The organism is Gordonia sp. SCSIO 19800 (genome assembly GCF_018132775.1).
Taxonomy (GTDB): domain Bacteria; phylum Actinomycetota; class Actinomycetes; order Mycobacteriales; family Mycobacteriaceae; genus Gordonia; species Gordonia hongkongensis.
Genome location: NZ_JAGRQM010000004.1, coordinates 206127 through 223497 on the forward strand (window position 1 = coordinate 206127; position 17371 = coordinate 223497).

The following is a 17371-nucleotide window of genomic DNA, read 5'->3' on the forward strand; positions in this document are numbered from 1 at the left end:
GCGATCGACGGGACGGAATCGGGTCTTCGAAGGGGGAGGGTCAGGGCGCCCAGGTGCCCGGGGCGGCCTCGCCGTCGGCGACCGGAACCGAGGTGACCCGGTAAGCGCGGTTCACCGCCGAGACGACTGCACGCAGGCTGGCGGTGGTGATCGACGACGCGATGCCGACACCCCAGACCGTCTCGCCGTTGACCTCGGTCTCGACGTACGCCGCGGCGCTGGCGTCGCCGCCGGCGGTCAGCGCGTGCTCGCTGTAGTCGAGGACCCGGACCTCGTAGCCGACGGCGCCGAGCGCGTCGACGAAAGCCGCCAGCGGACCGTTGCCGGAGCCGGAGATCTCCCGCTCGTTGCCCTCGACCTTCACCACGGCGGTGATGTGGTCGTCGCCGCCGTCGACCTCGGCCGCGTCCACCTTCTGCCGGATGCGCTCGAGCGGCCAGATCGGGTGCAGGTAGTTCTCCGCGAAGACGTCCCACATCTCCTTGGGATTGACCTCGCCGCCCTCGCCGTCGGTGATCTTCTGGATCTCCCGGCTGAACTCGATCTGCAGACGACGCGGCAGGTTCATGCCGTGGTCGGCCTTCATGATGTACGCGACGCCGCCCTTGCCGGACTGGCTGTTGACGCGGATGACCGCTTCGTAGTTGCGGCCGACGTCCTTGGGGTCGATCGGCAGATACGGGACGGCCCAGGTGATGTCGTCGACGTCGGAGTCGGCGTTGTCCGCGTCGACCTTCATCTGGTCGAGGCCCTTGTTGATCGCGTCCTGGTGGCTACCCGAGAACGCGGTGTAGACCAGGTCGCCGCCGTAGGGATGACGCTCGGGGACGTTGAGCTGGTTGCAGTACTCGACCGTCCGGCGGATCTCGTCGATGTCGGAGAAGCTGATCTGCGGGTCGACGCCGCGGCTGAACATGTTCATGCCGAGGGTGACCAGACAGACGTTGCCGGTGCGCTCGCCGTTGCCGAACAGGCATCCCTCGATGCGGTCGGCGCCCGCCTGGTAGCCCAGTTCGGCTGCGGCGACGGCGGTTCCGCGGTCGTTGTGGGGGTGCAGGCTCAGGATGACCGAGTCGCGCCGGGCGAGATTGCGGTGCATCCACTCGATCGAGTCGGCGTAGACGTTGGGAGTGGCCATCTCGACGGTGGCCGGCAGGTTGAGGATCATCGGGCGCTCCGGGGTGGGGGCGATGATCTCGGTGACCGCGTCGCACACCTCCTTGGCGAAGCTCAGCTCGGTGCCCGTGTAGGACTCCGGCGAGTACTCGTACCGCCAGTTGGTGTCCGGGTAGTTCTGCTGTACCTCGAGGACCTTGTGTGCGGCGTCGGTCGCGATCTTGGTGATCGCCGCCTTGTCCGCGCGGAACACGACGCGACGCTGCAGGACCGACGTCGAGTTGTAGAAATGGACGATCACGTTGGCCGCCCCGCGGCAGGCGTCGAAGGTGCGCTCGATCAATTCCTCACGGCACTGGGTCAGCACCTGGATCGTGACGTCGTCAGGGATGGCGCCGTCTTCGATGATCTCGCGGACGAAGTCGTAATCGGTCTGGCTGGCCGACGGGAAGCCGACCTCGATCTCCTTGTAGCCCATCCGTACGAGGAGGTCGAACATGCGGCGCTTCCGGGCCGGGCTCATGGGGTCGATGAGTGCCTGGTTGCCGTCGCGGAGGTCGACCGCGCACCACATCGGGGCGGTGGTGATGACCTTGTCGGGCCAGGTGCGGTCGGGAACCGCCACCTTCTCGACCTCGTCGGCGAACTGGCGATAACGATGAACCGGCATCGCGGAGCTGCGTTGCGGGTTCCATGAGGGTTGTCCGGCGGGAATCGGGCCCGCCGGCTCGACGATTCGGCTGGCGCCGGAAGTGAAGCTGTCTGCTGGTGCCATGGTGGTCATTCTCCGTGTGTGGAAGGAAAGTGACCGGCGCGTGATGAGGCCCCGCGACGGAGGGCCGGTCGGTTCAGACCCCGCCGCGGCAACCGAGGAGGAGTGCGCGCTGCATGCGCTTGACTGTACTCCCCGGCGACGAGGTGGCCAAAGCTGCAGGTGAGGCCGGGTCATGACGTCCCCCTCTTCGGGGGGTGCCGCCTCACCGGCACGAGCTCCAGACTATGACATGCCTCTCACCGCGCAGCCGGAGTGACCCAAATCATCCGAGCGGCGGACGGGGCCACCCGGACCGATGATGCCCGGGATCTCGAGCCGCCACCCCGACGCGGCCGTCTGCAGAAAGGGCGAACGCCAGTGACGACCATCCCCGCCGAACCGCCGGTGACCGAACCGCCGGAGGGTAAACGCACGAGCCTTCGACGCGTGGCCGCCGCGAGTTCCATCGGCACGACGATCGAGTTCTACGACTTCTTCATCTACGGCACCGCCGCCGCCCTGGTGTTCCCGACGGTGTTCTTCCCGGCCGCCGACGAGGTCACCGGGACCATCGCGTCCTTTGCCACCTTCGCCGTGGCCTTTTTCGCGCGGCCGGTCGGAGCGATGCTCTTCGGTCACTTCGGCGACCGGATCGGCCGTAAACGCACCCTGGTGTGGACCCTGCTCATCATGGGACTGGCGACGGTCGCGATCGGTCTTCTCCCCGGTTACGAGACCGGCGTGTTCGGCTTCGCCGAATCCGGGATCGGCATCGCGGCGCCCATCCTCCTCGTCTGCCTGCGGTTCCTGCAGGGCTTCGCCGTCGGCGGCGAATGGGCGGGCGCAACGCTTCTCACCGCCGAGTACGCCCCACCGGGCAAGCGGGGGCTGTACGCGATGTTCCCGCAACTCGGCCCGGCCTTCGCGTTCTTCCTGTCGAGCCTGACGTTCCTCATCGCGAGTTTGACGCTCGGCGAGACCAGTTCGGCGTTCCTCGACTACGGCTGGCGCATCCCGTTCATCCTGTCCTTCGCGCTCGTCGCCGTCGGGTTGTGGGTCCGGCTCGCGGTCGCGGAGACGCCGGTGTTCCGAGAAGCGCAGCAGCGCGGGACAATCGGCGGTCCCGAGGTCGACGGTCCGGCACTGCCGTTCCTCGACGCCTTCCGCCACCAGTGGCGCGAGATCCTCATCGCCGGCGGCGCGCTGGCGAGCCTGTTCTCGCTGTTCTACATGGGCACGGCGTTCCTCACGAACTACGGCACCAAGTCACTGGAACTGTCGCGGACCTTCGTGCTGACCGCGGGAATGGGCGCGGCCGTGGTGTTCGGACTGTCGACCGCGGCGTCGGCGGTGTGGTCGGACCGCGTGGGTCGTCGCCGGGTCATCCTCACCTCGTGCAGCGTCGCGATCCCCTGGGCGCTGGTGCTGTTCCCGATCCTGGAGATCGGCGGCGGCTTCGCGTTCGTGGTCGGACTCTTCGGGACGCTGCTGATCTTCGGCATCGCCTACGGTCCGGCCGGTGCGCTTCTGCCCGAACTGTTCGAGGCGCGGTACCGCTACACCGGTGCGGGGATGGGTTACAACCTGGCCGGCATCCTCGGTGGGGCGATCCCGCCGCTGATCGCCGCCCCGCTGATCGCGGGTCCCGGTGCGATCTGGGTGGGTGTCCTGCTCGCCGGTCTGTCGGCACTCAGCGTCGTGTGCACGATCAAGATCGTCGAGACCAAGGACAAGACGATGCGGGCGTCGGTCTCCGACGACGAGCAGGTGCTGGTCGCGTAAGCGACCGTCCCGCAACCGCATACAAGAACTCCGCCCCGGGCCTGTCGGCTCGGGGCGGAGTTGTTGCCACCGTCCGCAAGCTACGGGCGCTCCTCAGCTCAGGGAGCGGGGGTGGAAGGGGTGTAGCGCAACCAGTCGACCGTCATGGTTGCCGGGCTCGGAGTCGTCGACGACGGGGGCCCGGGCCAGATGCCGCCGACCGCGACGTTGAGCAGCGCGTACATCGGCTTGTCGAAGACCCACCGTTCGTCGCCGGTGAGCGAGGAGCGGTTGATCGTGTAGACCGCGTTCCCGTCGATGGTGAAACGGATCTGCGACGACGACTTGGTCACCGCGTAGACGTGGAAGTCGCCCGGATCGATGCCGGTGAGGTCGTGGCCCCGCTCCCAGCGGCCGGCGAGCGGTCCCGGCAGCGGCAGTCCGGGGAGGAGATCGGCGAGCGAGAGATCGAGTGATCCCATCGCGGTGCCCAGCGCCGTCGGGCCGTGCACGCCCACGTGGACCCAGTCGGAGGTGTTGATCGTCTCGGCGATGTCGACCTCGCCGGCCGCCGGGTACCCGACGGAGTCGATGTCGCTCCCCAGCAGCCAGAACGCCGGGTGCAACCCGCGACCCTGCGGCAGGGAGATGCGCGCGGAGATCGTCCCGTAGGTGAACTCGAAGCTGTCCTTGGTGGTGAGCCGGGCCGACGTCCAGCCGCCGGTCGCCGCGCGGCGCGCCTCGATGAGCAGGTTGCCGTTGCCGTCGAGCCGCGAGTTCAGCCGATCGGCGGTGTAGTTCTGCACCTCGTTGTTGCCCCAGCCGCCGGCGCCGGTCTCGTGCTGCAGCGCCGACGGGAGAGTGCCGGCGGCGCCGTCGAATCCGAGGCTGAACGGCTCGTCGGCGTGGGCGGCCGCCGGCACGGACAGTGCTGCCGCGGCTGTCAGTGCGGTGACGGCGGCGACGGGCGCGAGGTGCGCTCCCAGTCGGCGGAGGAGTCCTCGAGGTTGAGGTGTGACAGTCATGGAGAACAAGTACCACACGTCACTTCTGTCTCATATGCCTCGTTCGTCACATTCGCCGGTCAGGCGCCTGTGGAGTCCGGGAACGCGGGACGTCCCCAGCGGCCCGCGAACGCGACCTCGGACAGCGGGAGCCGGGTGCGGGATTTCTCGTCGCGGGCGCGGATCTCCTCGGGAAGGGACGCCGGGTCGGCGAGCGCGCCGACTCCGAGCAGCACCAGCGGTCGTTTGTCGGCGGGGATCCCGAAGATGTCGCGGGCTGCCTCGGCGTCGAAACCGGCCATCGGATGGGCATTGAAGCCGAGGGCCTCGGACTGCAGGATCATCTGCGCCACCGCCAGTCCACAGTCGACGGCCCCGTACGTGTGGGCCTTCGCGTCGTCGGGGTCATCGGTGGTGCAGACCAGGATCAGGGCTGCCGAGCGCGGCGCCCACCCCGAGTTCCCCCGGGTCAGGACGCCGGCGAGGGCGTCGAACGTCGGGTCGCCGCGCAGTCCCGCGATGAAGCGCACCGGCTGCACCCGGCCCCAGGTGGGAGCCCAGCGCCCGGCGTCGACGATCGTGGTGACGTCGTCGAGCGAGATGGTCGCGGACGGATCGTAGCCGCGGGCGCTACGGCGGCCCGAGATGAGTTCGTGCATTCGCCCGAGGGTAGTGGCGTGCCGGTGTTCGTCAGGGCTCGGTTCGTGCGACGCCGCCGCCACCGGTCGCGCCGACCGCGTCGGGCAGCCGCACCTCGGCGACCTCGGTCTGCGGATCGGTCGGCTCGTCACGCATCACGACGAGCAGGATGGCCCCGAGGACGAGGAGTGCGAGACCGCTCGCGAGCGATGCGGCATGCATGCCGTCCACGAACGACTGTTTCGCCGCAGTGGCCAAACCCTCTCCGGCCGGGCCCATGTCCGTCGAGCGGTGCAGTGTCTCGCCGAGGGTGTCACCGAATGCCCAGCCCCGGTCGCCGTCTCGGAACACGAGGGTGGCCAGCGATCCGAGCAGTGCCAGTCCCATCGCGGTGCCGAGCTCGAAACTGGTCTCCGAGATGCCCGACGCGGCGCCGGACCGCTCCGGCGGAACCGAGCCGACGACGACGACCGACACCAGACTGAACTGGATGCCGTAACCGATGCCCGCGATCGTCGTGCACAGGATGTACACCCAGACCGGGGACGAGGTGCCGAGTGTCAGCATGCCGAGGTTGCCCGCCGCCGCCAGGCCGACGGAACCCACGAAGGCCAACCGCGTCCCCAGGAACGATGCGACCCTGGTGGCGCCGATGGAGAAGACCGCCACCGCGACGGCCATCGGCAGGCCCGCGATCGCCGCGGCCAGGACGTCGTGGCCCATGACCGACTGGAGGTAGACGCCGGTCAGGTAGGACATCCCGCCGAGTGCCATCATGCCGATCAGCGCCACGGCGACCGCTCCGCTGAACTGGGCGTTGCCGAACAGCTTGAGGTCCAGGAGCGGTGACGTGACCCGGCGCTGGTGCAGCAGGAATGTGACGAGCAGCGCGGCACCCACCACTCCGGCGACGACCACGCCGGTCGTGGCGCCTTCGCTCGCGACCGTCTTGACGGCATAGACGAGCGGGAGGATTCCGGCCATCGAGAGCACGACGCCGACGACATCGAACGGGTCGTTCGTCGCGGCCCGGTACTCGGGGATCAGGCGCGGCCCGAAGACGAACAGTGCGGCGAGCACCGGGACGTTGATGAGGAAGACCACGCCCCACCAGAAGTGGTGCAGCAGAACGCCTCCGATGACCGGACCGACCGCGCTGCCGCCGGCGAACGCCGCGGTCCACACACCGATCGCGCGCCCGCGCTCGCGGGCGTCGGGGAACATGTTGGCGATGAGCGACAGGCTCGAGGGCAGCAGGGTGGCGCCGCCGATGCCCATGAGGGCGCGCGCCGCGATCAGGATCTCGGGCGAGGGTGCGAAAGCGGCGATGACCGACGCGATGCCGAACAGTGCGGCGCCGGCGAGGAGGATGCGTCGACGGCCGACGCGGTCACCGACATTGCCCATCGTGATGAGCAGCCCGGCGATGAGGAAGCCGTAGATGTCGAGAATCCACAGCTGCTGGGCCGCGGACGGCGCGAGGGCATCGGTGATCGACGGGATCGCGAGGTACAGCACCGAGACGTCCATCGAGACCAGGAACACCGGCAGGGTCAGCACGGCCAGTCCCAGCCACGTTCGCCGGTCGGCGGTACCCGAGGTGGTCGGGCGGAGCCGGTTCGACGGGTCGAGCTGGGCGGACATCATTCCTCCTTCGCGGCTGACGGCAGCTACCTACGCGTACGGTGTACGCGGGTCAGCGTACGGGGATGAGTACGCTGTACGCAATCGAATTATTCCCGCCCTGAGCAGGAGGAACGAGAACGTGACGGCCGACACCTCGAAACTGTCGACGGCGACGATCGTCGATGCCGCGATCGCCGTGGCCGACGATGCCGGGATCGGCTCGCTGTCGATGCGGCGGGTCGCCGAGAAGCTCGGGGTCGGGGCCATGTCGCTGTATCGCCACGTCGAGGACAAGGACGCGCTGCTGCAGGCGATGTCGACCGAGGTCGGACGGCGGTTCCCGTACCCGGTGGACACCCAGCCCGGGTGGCGTGCCCGGGTCACCGTCGCCGTCGACGTCGACTGGGACCTCTACACGCGGCATCCGTGGGTGGTCCTGGCCTACTCGTCGCCCCGGCACAGTTACGGCGAGGATTCGCTGGCGTGCCTCGACTGGCTGGCGGCCGGATTCCTCGAGCTCGGCGTCGGCATCGAACGCGCCACCGACATGGCGCTGTCGGTCTGGAGCTTCGTCCACGGCGTCGCCCTTGTCGCAGTGAGCGATCAGTTGCTCCACGACGACGCCCTGCTGCCGTCCGCGGGACTGGCCGAGGTGATCTCGGGGGAGTCCGAGGTCGAAGTCCCGTCGCATCTCGCCCGCCTCGCCGGCCGTCGCGATGCCGGCCGGCTGCTCGATCCCCGGGCGCGGCTCGACGCCGGAATCGACTACCTCTGCCTGGGATTCGCGGCGTCGGCGGTGTGACAACCTTCGGCTCCCTGAGAGGCGAGCGAAGAGGGTTTTTCTGCTACCTGAGGTGCGAGCGAAGCGGGTCGTCTCCTGCTCCCTGAGGTGCGAGCGTAGCGGGTCGTCTCCTGCTCCCTGAGGTGCGAGCGTAGCGAGCCTCGAAGGGTCTCGCACGGCATCTCACCAGGCCCTTCGAGGCTCGTCGCTATCGCTCCTCGCACCTCAGGGAGCAGAGGGTCCGCTCGTCGCGCTTGGGGGCAGAGGGGGTCCGCTCGTCGCGCTTGGGGGTAGAGGGGTCGCGCTCCTCGGGGAGCAGGGCAAGCGGTTGTCACATGGCGTGGGGGAACACGGTGAGCATGTGCGCGCCGAACCATGAGCTGCCGACCACGATCGGCACGACGATCAGTCCCGCGACCACCGGCCGCATCCGCGCCAGCGCCATCGCCAGCGGGATCAGCAGGACGAAGGCGGGCAGCAGCAACCGGGGCCGGCTCATCATCAGTCCGCTCGACAGCACGATCTGCGCGACCAGCAGCGAACCGTAGAGCAGGACCGGCCACGGCACCCGTGACCAGACGGCGACGCCCAACATCACCAGCGTGCTCAGCACGATCCACGACGTGGCCACCGGGGCGATCTCGGCCGAATGGACGAGCATTTCGTTGATGAACTCGAAAGCTGCCACGCCCCAGTCGAACTGGGTGTCCCAGCCCTCGGTCTGGATGCGGAACCACCCGGTCGGCGAGCCGGTGTGTGCCCACACCACGCAGAGATAGGTGAGGTAACCGAGCGGGCTGATGACGATGGCGACGATCGCGCGGACGCGTGCCGCTCTCGGGACGTCGGTCCCGCGCGCCTGCCACAGGAACACGAGGGCCGCGAGCATCACGACCCCGATCAGGACCGCCGCCGTCGGCCGGCACAGACCGCAGAGCGCGGCGACGACGCCGGCGAGGAGCCAGCGCTTCTCGAGGACCCCCACCAGCGCCCACACCGCGAGCGCGCAGAACAGCGCCTCGGTGTAGGCCATGTTCAGCACGATCGACATCGGCGTCGCCGCGAAGAGCGCCACCAGGAACAGTCCGGTTCCGCGTTCGGGTGCCGGGCCGATCGGGGACCGTCGTGCCATGAGTCGGGCGCACACCATTCCGAGACGTGCCGCACCGACCGCCGCCACGCATCCCAGGATCAGGTTCACCGTGATCGCCGCACCGAAGGGACTCAGGCCCGGCAGCTTCGCGATCAAGCCCACCAGGTACGGGTAACCGGGAAAGAAGGCGTACGCGGTGTCGACGGTGTGCAGACCCCGGGCGTCGGTGAGCGTGTAGGGCACGCCGTCGTAGCCGTGGGTCGCGATCGCGATCATCCACTGCCCATCCCAGACCGCCAGGGAGTCGCCCAGCGTGGTGCCCCGGAGATCGGCGAACCGCGCCAGGACGAGGATGCCGATGGCGCGGATGACGAGAAAGACGAGCAGCGCGTCGAGCCACCAGCGATGACCACGGACCGCGGCGGGCGACGACCCGAGAGGACCGAAATAACCGCGGGTCATCGACGCCAGTCGACGGCCGTAGCTGTTTGTACCGACGGGACCGGTTCCGGTGTCACCGACGTCGGTTGGGGAGGCCACGCGAGCGATCCTAGGGCGGATCACCTCGGTCCGGTCCCGTCGGGTGGGGCGGAGACCAGGTCAGAGCGGTCGCGGCGGTCCCGGTAAGGTTGTCCCGGCAAGTTGACGTCTATCGACCGGCACACTGGCCGGCGGGAGGTAACTCGACGTGGCCCTCGTGGTGCAGAAGTACGGCGGATCCTCGGTCGCAACGGCCGAACGCATCCGTCGCGTCGCCGAGCGGATCGTCGAGACCAAGAAGCAGGGCAACGACGTCGTCGTGGTCGTGTCGGCGATGGGCGACACCACCGATGAGCTCCTCGACCTCGCCCAGCAGGTCAACCCGGCGCCGCCGGCCCGTGAGATGGACATGCTGTTGACCTCGGGTGAGCGGATCTCCAACTCGCTCGTCGCGATGGCGATCAGCTCGATGGGCGCGCAGGCGCAGTCGTTCACCGGCTCGCAGGCCGGTGTCATCACGACGAGCAGCCACGGCAAGGCCAAGATCATCGACGTCACGCCCGGACGCGTCCGCAGCGCACTCGACGAGGGCAAGATCGTGCTGGTCGCCGGCTTCCAGGGCGTCTCGCAGGACACCAAGGACGTGACCACACTGGGACGCGGCGGCTCCGACACCACCGCGGTCGCGCTGGCGGCCGCGCTCGAGGCCGACGTCTGCGAGATCTACACCGACGTCGACGGCGTCTACTCGGCCGATCCGCGGATCGTGCCCGACGCCCGCCGTCTCGACACCGTCTGCTTCGAGGAGATGCTCGAGCTGGCTGCCTGTGGCGCCAAGGTGCTGATGCTGCGGTGCGTCGAATACGCGCGCCGATACAACGTTCCCGTTCACGTGCGCTCGTCGTACTCGACCAAACCCGGCACCATTGTGACCGGATCGATGGAGGACATCCCCGTGGAAGAAGCCATTCTCACCGGCGTCGCACATGACCGCAGCGAGGCCAAGATCACCGTCGTCGGCCTCGACGACAAGCCCGGTTACGCCGCGCGGGTGTTCCGCGCCGTGGCCGACGCCGAGATCAACATCGACATGGTGTTGCAGAACGTCTCGAAGGTCGACACCGGCAAGACCGACATCACCTTCACCCTGCCCCGCGAGCTGGGGCCGCTCGGCGTCGAGAAGCTCACCAAGCTGCAGTCCGAGATCGGGTTCACCGATCTGCTCTACGACGATCACATCGGCAAGGTGTCGCTCGTGGGCGCGGGCATGAAGTCGCACCCCGGCGTGACGGCCACGTTCTGTGAGGCCCTCAGCGAGGCCGGCGTGAACATCGAGCTGATCTCCACGTCGGAGATCCGGATCTCGGTGCTGTGCCGGGACACCGAACTCGACGACGCGGTGCGCGCTCTGCACGCCGCCTTCGATCTCGGCGGCGAAGAAGAAGCCGTCGTCTACGCCGGAACGGGGCGATAGCAGTGGGCGTACGTATCGGAGTCGTGGGCGCGACCGGTCAGGTCGGCGCCGTCATGCGAACCCTGTTGGCGGAGCGCAACTTCCCGGCCGACGAGGTGCGCTTCTTCGCGTCCTCGCGCTCGGCGGGCAAGAAGCTGCCGTGGGGCGACGGCGAGATCGTCGTCGAGGACACGGCCACCGCCGATCCGTCCGGACTCGACATCGCGCTGTTCTCGGCGGGTGCCACGATGTCGCGCGAGCAGGCGCCCCGCTTCGCCGAGGCCGGCGTGACCGTCATCGACAATTCGTCGGCCTGGCGCAAGGATCCCGAGGTGCCGCTGGTGGTCTCGGAGGTCAACGGTGAGCTGGCCAAGAACCCGCCCAAGGGCATCATCGCCAACCCGAACTGCACCACGATGGCGGCCATGCCGGTCCTCAAGCCGCTCCACGACGAGGCCGGTCTGCAGCGCCTGATCATCTCGAGCTACCAGGCGGTCTCGGGTAGCGGTCTGGCCGGTGTCGACGAATTGGCCACCCAGGTGCGTGCGGTCGCCGGCGACGCGGAGAAGCTCGTGCACGACGGTTCCGCCGTGGACTTCCCCGCCCCGAACAAATACGTCGCGCCCATCGCGTTCAACGTCGTGGCGCTCGCGGGTTCGCTCGTCGACGACGGTTCGGGTGAGACCGACGAGGACCAGAAGCTGCGCAACGAGTCGCGCAAGATCCTCGGGCTGCCCGAACTCCTCGTGAGCGGAACCTGCGTACGCGTGCCGGTGTTCACCGGCCACTCGCTGTCGATCAACGCGGAGTTCGCGAACCCGCTGTCGGTAGCACGTGCACAGGAGATCCTCGGTGGCGCAGCGGGTGTGGAGCTCGTGGACGTGCCGACGCCACTGGCCGCCGCCGGCAAGGACGCCTCGCTGGTCGGCCGGATCCGGCAGGACCCGGGTGTTCCGGACGGCCGGGGTCTCGCGCTGTTCGTCTCGGGGGACAACCTCCGGAAGGGCGCTGCCCTCAACACGATTCAGATCGCCGAGCTGCTGGTCTAGAGCACCTCAGGTGGCGGGGGCGATACAGCAGCCGCCGCCTCGGTGATGATCGCGCGCATCGACGCCTCCGCGGCCTCCGGGTCGCGGAGGCGTATTGCTCTGGCGACATCGTCGTGCAGTGCGATGGCCACCGGACTCGGTGTCGCGGGCATCATCCCGTGATGGGTGCGGCCGGCGAGGACCTCGTTCACCACGCCGGTGAGCGACCGGAACATTTCGTTGCCGCTGGCCTCCAAGAGCGTTCGATGAAAGACCTTGTCGGCCAACAGGTACGACTCGAGATCGCCGTTGCGCCCGTGCACCGACATGTCCGACACCGCCGCCGCCAGGATGCGGCACTGGTGCTCGTTCGCGCGCTCGGCGGCAAGGGCCGCCGCCACCGGCTCGAAGCCGCGTCGTAACTCCGAGAGGGTGGCGAGGAACTCGGCGCGGTCGGCGCCGTCGAGGCGCCAACGGATCAGCCGGGCGTCGAACACGCTCCATCGGGTCCGCGGCTGGATCGTGATGCCGACGCGGCGTCGGGATTCGACGAGGCCCATCGACTCGAGAACCCGGATCACCTCGCGGGATACCGTCCGCGACACCCCGTGTTCGGCGCTGATGGCGTCGAGGGTCAGCACGCTGCCGGCCGGCTGCGCTCCCGAGACGATGCGTCGGCCGATAGCCGCGAGGATCTCGTCGTGCCGCTCGCCTGTGCTCCGTGTGCCCTGACTCACCGTTTCATCTTCTCATTCATCGAGGTACGGACCAATGTGCGTACTTAAACTCAGCAAAGGCTTGCAAAAGTATGACTATTGAGGCAGCCTACGTGATCAGCAGCACAGCGTGGTGAGGAGTGAACATGCGATCGCCGATCGTCGTCATGGGGGTGTCGGGGTCCGGGAAGTCGACGGTCGGAGCGGCGTTGGCACAGCGCCTGCGGGTGCCGTTCGCCGACGCCGACGACTTCCACCCCGCCGAGAACATCGCCAAGATGTCGGCGGGAGAACCGCTCGACGACGACGACCGCCGACCCTGGCTCGAGTCGATCGGCGTCTGGCTCGCCGAACACGCCGACGGCGGTGTCATGAGCTGCTCCGCGCTCAAACGGCATTACCGCGACCATCTTCGTGATCACGCACCGACGACGCTGTTCGCGCATCTGGCCGGGTCGGTCGAGGTCATCTCGCGACGGCAGGCATCACGCCCGGGGCATTTCATGCCACCGGCCCTGCTCGCCTCGCAGTTCGAGACCCTCGAGCAGCTGACCCCCGACGAATGCGGCCTGACCGTCGACGTGGACCAGAGCGTGGACGCCATCATCGATGAACTGGTCGAGGCCCTCTCGCGCGGTTCCGATCTCGACGCCGAGGAGAACTGATGTCGCCGACCACCACCACGATCCTCGCCGCGAGCACAGATCTGCCGCAGCCGGTCGCGCCCGGCTGGCAACTCATCGTCGCGGCGCTGGCGGGTATCGCCGTCATCGTCGTGGCGATCACGATCGCCAAGGTCCATCCCTTCCTCGCGTTGGTGGGCGGCGGCGCGACCGTCGGCATCGTCGCGGGTGAGTCGATCCCGACGGTCCTCGAGTCGTTCACCGCCGGGTTCGGCACCACCGCAGCGGGAGTCGGCATCCTGATCGCACTCGGCGCCATGTTCGCCAAGCTGCTGGCCGACTCCGGTGGTGCCGACGAGATCGTGGACACGATCGTCGGTCACGCCTCACCGCGGATGCTGCCGTGGGCGATGGCGCTCGTCGGCGCGATCATCGGTCTGCCGATGTTCTTCGAGATCGGTCTCGTACTCTTGATGCCGGTGATCTACCTCGTGGCCCGACGCTCGGGTCTCGGCCTGATCCCGATCGGCATTCCCGCACTGGCCGGGTTGTCGGCGATGCACGGGTTCGTCCCGCCGCATCCCGGCCCACTTGTGGCGATCGACGCCCTCGGCGCGGATCTCGGCATGACACTCGGACTCGGTGTGCTGGTCGCCATCCCGACCATCATCGTGTCCGGGCCGCTCTTCGGCGTGCTCGCCGGGCGATGGGTGACGGTCGAGGCCCCGACAACCTTCGACGTCGATCCGTCCGACGGCCCGACCACCAAGCGACCGTCCTTCGCGATCACCATGTTCAGCGTTCTGCTGCCCGTCGTGCTGATGCTCGGCAAGGCACTCGCCGAGATCTTCATCGCCGACGAGGACCAGCCCGTGCGCAAGGTCCTCGACATCCTCGGCACGCCCCTCATCGCGCTGCTCATCGCGGTGATCGTCGCGATGTTCACCCTCGGCCGCGGTTCCGGCATGGACCGCGAGACCATCTCGAAGTGCACGGGCGCGGCACTCCCCGCGATCGCGGGCATCCTGCTGATCGTCTCCGCGGGTGGCGGATTCAAGGAGGTCCTCGTCGACACCGGGATCGGCACCCTGCTCGCCGACTGGGCGACCGGCGCGAACGTCTCGGTGCTCCTGCTGGCCTGGACGCTCGCGGCGCTGATCCGCCTGGCGACCGGATCGGCGACCGTTGCCACGATCACCGCGTCGTCGCTGATCCTGGGTCTGGTCGACGGGATGGGTTCGGGAGAACTCTCGCTGGTCGTCCTGGCGATCGGTGCCGGGTCGGTGTTCCTGTCCCACGTCAACGACGCCGGTTTCTGGCTGGTGAAGGAGTACTTCGGCATGACCGTCGGACAGACCTTCAAGACTTGGTCGATGATGGAGACGGTCCTCTCGGTGACCGGATTGATCGTGGTACTCGCACTCGGTCTGGTCATCTGAGCCGGCCCTCTGTGCGGTAGCTTGACCACTCATGACACGGAAGATGCGGGTCCGGGCGGCGGTGGTCACCGGGGTTCTGACGTTGGTGGCGACGCTCGCGTACCCCGCAGCGGCACAACCCGATTCGCCGAGCACCGGACTCGGACCGAGCGACACCTCGCTCATACACGGCGACCTCGCCTCCACGGACTCCACGGCGCATCGAGGCCCCGGCCGCGGGGCTCGACTGGCCGGCTCCTCGATCCCGGGCGGCGCCTGCGCGGCAACGTTCGTCGGACGCGACGGGATACCCGTCGCGTTGTGCACGCAATTCGTCGGATCGTCGCCACCGGCATTCGCGGCGCCGTCGGTCGTCCTCTTCGATCCCCGGACCGCGCAACCACTGGCGTCGACGCAGCTGACGAAGGGCGGACTGCTCGGCGGCGTGTACGGCTATCTCGACGACCGCGACCGGGTGGTCGTCGCCGACGGGTCCGGGTCGATTCTCCGTGTCGCGCATGCGAAGACGGCCAGCGGCTGGCGGGTGTTCGTCGACGATCGGGTCGACGTCGACCACGCGGTACCGGCGGGTGACGCCATCACCGGCCTGGCGCCCGACTTCGACGGCCGCGTGTGGTTCGCGACGACGCGCGGGGTGGTCGGGACAGTCGACCGGCATGACACCGTGCAGGCCACCCGGCTGCCGGCGGGAGAGGAACTGGGCAACGGCTTGTCGATCCGGCGAACGGGGGCGTCGATCCTGACGACGCACGCGCTGTACGAGATGCGCGCCGAACCGGGGCGCGCACCGCGAGTCGTCTGGCGTCGCGCGTATGACCGGGGACCAGCACGCAAACCCGGACAGCTCACCTGGGGCTCGGGGACGACGCCGACGTACTTCGGTCCCGGTGGCGATGGCTGGGTCGCCATCGTCGACAACGCGGAACCGCCGGATCTCCGCGTGCTGCGCAGCGATGACGGCTCCGAGGTCTGCCGCATGCGGGCCTTTTCGACGTCCGGGCCGGGCACCGAGAACTCGCCGATGGCCTGGGGCGATTCGCTGGTCATCCCGAGCACCTACGGCTACCAGTACCCGCCGATGGCGGTACAGGGTCCGTCGGTCCCGGCCGACGCCCCGTTCGTCGGCGGCGCCACCCGGATCGACGTCGGGGAAGGCGGCTGCCGTCGCGTGTGGGAGAACGGCGACCGGATCGCGACGCTCCCCAAGTTGTCTCGCGCAGACGGTCTGATCCACGCGATCGGGTATGGCCCGATCCGGCCGAACCTCCCACAGCAGATCGGCGAAGTCGCCTACGTGGCAACCGACTTCGCGACCGGCCGGCGGGTGGCGACGGTGCCGGTCGGGACGGCGCCGTTCGACGAACCACTCGAGCTGACCGGGACGATCACGGCCGACGGATCGCTGTGGCAGGCAACTCTCAGCCGCATGCTCAAGGTGACGCCGGGCCGCTAGGCCGTCGATCGGCGACACCCCTGTGGCCCTCTGCGAGGCGTCGCGCGCCCGGAAGCGACACCAGTCACCTACCTCAAGTTACTGTGTGGTAGGTTACACAGCCATGAACTGGAAGTCGGGGAGAACCATGACCCATCGCAAGACATCGAGACGGACGCTCGGGATCGCCGCGCTGGTGGCAGCGTGCGTCGCGTCGCTGGCCCCAACAGCGGTCGGTACTGCAGCGGCGGCGGATTTCTACACCCCGCCGGCCCGGTTCGCGTCCGAGCCGGGATCGGTGATCCGCAGTCAGCCGAGTCCGCTGCTGCTCCAGATCCCCGGCATGGCGGGTCAGTGGCCGGGGACCGCCCGCAAGGTCATGTACACCTCGCGTTACCAGGACGGGAAACCCGCCGCGGTCACCGGAACCGTCATCGAACCCACCGCGCCATGGCGCGGCCCGGGTCCGCGCCCGACCGTCGTCGTCGGCTCCGGGACCATCGGTCAGGGCGACCAGTGTGCGCCATCGAAGCTGATGACCGTGCCCCTCGCGGTGGACATCACGAAGCCGGGCATCTCGGTCAACTACACCGCGCCGGAGATGTATTACATGCTCGTCAACGGCGTGCGGGTGTTCATCACCGATTACATCGGGATGGGCACGCCCGGTGTCCACACCTACGTCAACCGCGCGGAGACCGGTCAGGCGATGCTCGACGGCGCCCGGGCCGCACTCGCGATCTCGGGCGCCCCGAAGGACGCCCCCGTAGGTTTCGCCGGTTACTCGCAGGGCGGCGGCGCAGCCGCGTCGGCCGCCGAACTCGCCGAGACCTACGCACCGGAACTGGACGTGCGCGCGACCTACGCCGGCGCGCCCCCGGCCGACCTCGAGAAGGTCATCCCCGCGATCGACGGCACCACCATCGCGGGGGCGATCGGCTTCGCTGTCAACGGGCTGACCGAGCGGTATCCGAACGTCGCCGAAGTGGTGCGACGAGAGACCAACCCCACCGGCAAAGCCGCGCTGAAACAGCTCTCGACCAGCTGCATCGGGGACATCATCCCGGCCTTCGGTTTCCGCCGCGTCGAGACATGGACCCGAACCGGCGAGACACTGTCGTCCCTCATCGCACGATCCCCCGGACTGCAAGAGGCTGTCCGCCAGCAGCGGATCGGTCGCCTGAAGCCGAACGCGCCCGTCTTCGTCGAAGGCGGACTGCACGACGACGTGATCCCGTACGGCCAGGTCGCGCAACTCGTGGCGGACTGGCGCGCCCAGGGCGCCGACGTCACCTTCGTCACCGACCCCACCCCGCCCATCTTGACGAAGTCGATCGTGAACCATGTCGTCCCCATGCTCGGCACATTCGTCCCCGGGATGGAGTTCGTCCTCGCCGAGTTCCGGAAGTGAGCCGCTCGCGGCCGA

General features: G+C 68.5%; 14 protein-coding genes. 8 read left to right on the forward strand and 6 right to left on the reverse strand.

The genetic code is table 11. The annotated features are described in order from the left end of the window. Window positions 1-40: 40 nt before the first annotated feature. On the reverse strand, window positions 41-1891 hold the full coding sequence (gene leuA, locus KB201_RS06740; RefSeq protein ID WP_068972287.1) for a 2-isopropylmalate synthase: 1851 nt from the start codon (window positions 1889-1891) through the stop codon (window positions 41-43). A gap of 357 nt (window positions 1892-2248) precedes the next feature. Here leuA and KB201_RS06745 point away from each other — a divergent pair, with 357 nt between their 5' ends. Then, the gene (locus KB201_RS06745; protein ID WP_211538694.1) at window positions 2249-3652 is read left to right on the forward strand and encodes an MFS transporter; all 1404 of its coding nucleotides are present in this window, start codon (window positions 2249-2251) and stop codon (window positions 3650-3652) included. 98 nt (window positions 3653-3750) lie between these two features. Here the strand turns inward: KB201_RS06745 and KB201_RS06750 are convergent, their stop codons facing one another. From KB201_RS06750 to KB201_RS06760, 3 genes are read right to left on the reverse strand one after another with little or no spacing between them, the layout of a single operon-like run. After that, entirely contained in the window at window positions 3751-4656 is a 906-nt protein-coding gene (locus KB201_RS06750) for a glycoside hydrolase family 16 protein (protein ID WP_211538695.1), read from the reverse strand. Between the two features lie 59 nt (window positions 4657-4715). Beyond that, window positions 4716-5294, reverse strand: a complete 579-nt coding sequence (locus tag KB201_RS06755) for a nitroreductase family protein (protein ID WP_211538696.1) — start codon at window positions 5292-5294, stop codon at window positions 4716-4718. 31 nt (window positions 5295-5325) lie between these two features. Beyond that, entirely contained in the window at window positions 5326-6918 is a 1593-nt protein-coding gene (locus tag KB201_RS06760; RefSeq protein WP_211538748.1) for an MFS transporter, read from the reverse strand. Window positions 6919-7039: 121 nt separating this feature from the next. On the opposite strand from KB201_RS06760, the gene KB201_RS06765 reads away from it, so the two are divergent. After that, complete coding sequence (locus KB201_RS06765) at window positions 7040-7702, forward strand: TetR/AcrR family transcriptional regulator (protein ID WP_211538697.1); 663 nt, start codon at window positions 7040-7042, stop codon at window positions 7700-7702. A 310-nt stretch (window positions 7703-8012) separates the two neighbouring features. Here the strand turns inward: KB201_RS06765 and KB201_RS06770 are convergent, their stop codons facing one another. Then, the gene (locus KB201_RS06770; RefSeq protein ID WP_211538698.1) at window positions 8013-9314 is read right to left on the reverse strand and encodes a mannosyltransferase family protein; all 1302 of its coding nucleotides are present in this window, start codon (window positions 9312-9314) and stop codon (window positions 8013-8015) included. Window positions 9315-9462: 148 nt separating this feature from the next. On the opposite strand from KB201_RS06770, the gene KB201_RS06775 reads away from it, so the two are divergent. Both KB201_RS06775 and KB201_RS06780 read left to right on the forward strand, forming a co-directional pair. Continuing rightward, the gene (locus KB201_RS06775) at window positions 9463-10728 is read left to right on the forward strand and encodes an aspartate kinase (RefSeq protein WP_058251064.1); all 1266 of its coding nucleotides are present in this window, start codon (window positions 9463-9465) and stop codon (window positions 10726-10728) included. A 2-nt stretch (window positions 10729-10730) separates the two neighbouring features. Continuing rightward, entirely contained in the window at window positions 10731-11756 is a 1026-nt protein-coding gene (locus tag KB201_RS06780) for an aspartate-semialdehyde dehydrogenase (protein ID WP_058251065.1), read from the forward strand. On the opposite strand, the gene KB201_RS06785 is transcribed toward KB201_RS06780, so the two are convergent. Next, window positions 11753-12472 carry a FadR/GntR family transcriptional regulator gene (locus KB201_RS06785; RefSeq protein ID WP_058251066.1) on the reverse strand — a complete coding sequence of 240 codons (720 nt, stop codon included), beginning with the start codon at window positions 12470-12472 and terminating at the stop codon, window positions 11753-11755. The genes KB201_RS06780 and KB201_RS06785 overlap by 4 nt on opposite strands. A 125-nt stretch (window positions 12473-12597) precedes the next feature. Here KB201_RS06785 and KB201_RS06790 point away from each other — a divergent pair, with 125 nt between their 5' ends. The 4 genes from KB201_RS06790 to KB201_RS06805 all read left to right on the forward strand — a co-directional run bounded on the left by KB201_RS06790 (window position 12598) and on the right by KB201_RS06805 (window position 17356). Next, window positions 12598-13116, forward strand: coding sequence for a gluconokinase (locus KB201_RS06790; protein WP_058251147.1), 519 nt, complete (start codon window positions 12598-12600; stop codon window positions 13114-13116). Continuing rightward, window positions 13116-14513: a GntP family permease gene (locus tag KB201_RS06795; protein ID WP_058251067.1), complete on the forward strand. Its 1398-nt coding sequence runs from the start codon at window positions 13116-13118 to the stop codon at window positions 14511-14513. Before KB201_RS06790 ends, KB201_RS06795 begins: the two co-directional genes overlap by 1 nt. A gap of 43 nt (window positions 14514-14556) precedes the next feature. Beyond that, a complete protein-coding gene (locus KB201_RS06800) occupies window positions 14557-15966 on the forward strand; it encodes a hypothetical protein (RefSeq protein WP_211538749.1) in 1410 nt (469 codons plus the stop codon). A gap of 127 nt (window positions 15967-16093) precedes the next feature. Continuing rightward, complete coding sequence (locus KB201_RS06805; protein ID WP_058251069.1) at window positions 16094-17356, forward strand: lipase family protein; 1263 nt, start codon at window positions 16094-16096, stop codon at window positions 17354-17356. Window positions 17357-17371: the final 15 nt, after the last annotated feature.